Genomic DNA, 1,626 nt, shown 5'->3' with positions numbered 1-1,626 from the left:
GGCGAGCGCCGCGCTCACGGCCTGGCCGAGGCTGCGACCGTCACCGGGGTCGTCGGCCGCCCCGGCCCCGGGGCCGAGGCGCCACGTCCCGGGCGGCGGCGGGTCGGCCCGCCACCCGGCGGTCCGGGCGAGGACGTCGGCGGTCCAGCCCGGCAGCGGCGCGTCCCCGGGCAGGTACAGCACGACGGTGTCGCGGCGGGCCTGCCCGTGCTCGCCCGTGGCGGCCTTGGCGTACCACCGGTCCGTGACCGGAGCCGCCGCCACCAGCGCCCCGGCGACCGCCACCTCGCGGCCGGGCCGGGCCGACAGGTACACGCGCACGATGCGGTCCGGGGCGCCCTGCTCGCGCCAGCCGGCCGACCACACGTGCCAGAAACCGCCGCTGGTCGCGGTGGTCAGCGGGTCGGCGCGCACCTCGTCCGCCACCCCCGCCACCAGCACGCCCACCGGCACGTAGCCGGGCGCCGCCACGAGCCGCTCCACGCCGTCGCCCCGCCGGACGTGCAGCAGCCCGGGCGCCCCGCCCGGCCCGACCACGCGCCACCCGGGCTCGAAGCGGTCCGCGTCCGTGGTCGCGGCCACGTAGGCCGCGGGCGCGGGGAAACGCGTCCGGGCCTGCTCGGGAGTGCCGTGGAACCACTGCACGTACAGCCGCTCGGCGTCCGCCCCGTCGCGCAGCAGCCGTCGCGCGAGCGGCAGCTGCAGGTCCACCGGGCGCGGGGGTCCGGCGACCGTGCCGGTCGCGGCCGTCCCGGCCGTCGCGGCCGTCCCGGCGAGCCGTCGCAGCGCCGCGGGCGCGGTCACGACCGTCCCGTCGAGGCGGCGTCGAGGGCCTCCAGCAGCCGGTCGGTGGCGCGGTCGCAGTCGGCGAGGACCGAGCGGGCGCGCCCGGCGAGCGCGGCGGCGTCGTCACCGTCGAGCTGGTCCGCGGGGACGTCGGCGGCGGCCTGCGAGCGCACCTGCACCGCGGTGACGAGCAGCCACACCCCGACGTACAGGACGGTGCGGCGGGCCAGCGCGGGTGCCGGCAGGCGGCTCGCGGCCGCATGGGCGCGGACCACGGCAGCGGCGGTGGCCACCTCCTCCGACGTCCACGCCCGCTCCTGCGGGGCCACGACCAGCAGCGGCGCGAGCAGGGCCGCCAGGTCCCAGGCCGGGTCGCCGACCCGGGCCATCTCCCAGTCCAGCAGCACCGGACCCGCCCCGGGGCGCAGCACGACGTTGGCGTGGGTGAGGTCGCCGTGGACCAGGCACATCGGCTGCCAGCGCCGCCGCGCCTCCTGCAGCGCCCGCACCGCGGCGACGCGCTCGCCGTCGCCCTCCGCGCCACCGGGGGCCTCCCCGGGCAGGGCCCAGCGGCGCAGCAGCCGCGCGATCGGCGGGCTCGCCCACAGCTCGGGCGGGGCGTCACCGTCCAGCAGCCGCAGCCCCCACGGCGGCGCCGGGTCCGCGAGAGCGCCCGACCGGTCCGCCGCACCCACCAGGTCGCGGGTCGCCCGGTGCAGCCGACCGAGCGACGGCACGAGGTCGCCGGTGGCCTCCAGCAGGACCTTCCGGACGGCGGGGGCCGGGTCCGCGCCCGCCGCGACCGCGGCCCCGGTGCCGGCCTGCCACAGACTGGGCCCG

The 1,626-nt window shown here is 80.9% G+C and carries 2 protein-coding genes; both read right to left on the bottom strand.

Annotated features, from left to right (window positions below; translation table 11 throughout):
* A partial coding sequence (locus ACTUAL_RS16540; RefSeq protein WP_440900897.1) for a hypothetical protein occupies positions 1–804 on the bottom strand: 804 nt, incomplete at its 3' end.
* The coding region (locus ACTUAL_RS16535) for a phosphotransferase family protein (protein ID WP_440900896.1) at positions 801–1,626 on the bottom strand (826 nt) is incomplete at its 5' end. The genes ACTUAL_RS16535 and ACTUAL_RS16540, both read right to left, overlap by 4 nt.

Source organism: Actinosynnema sp. (assembly GCF_052038725.1).
Note: the sequence above shows the minus strand (reverse complement) of the source record. Positions and strands in the feature narration are given on the sequence as shown.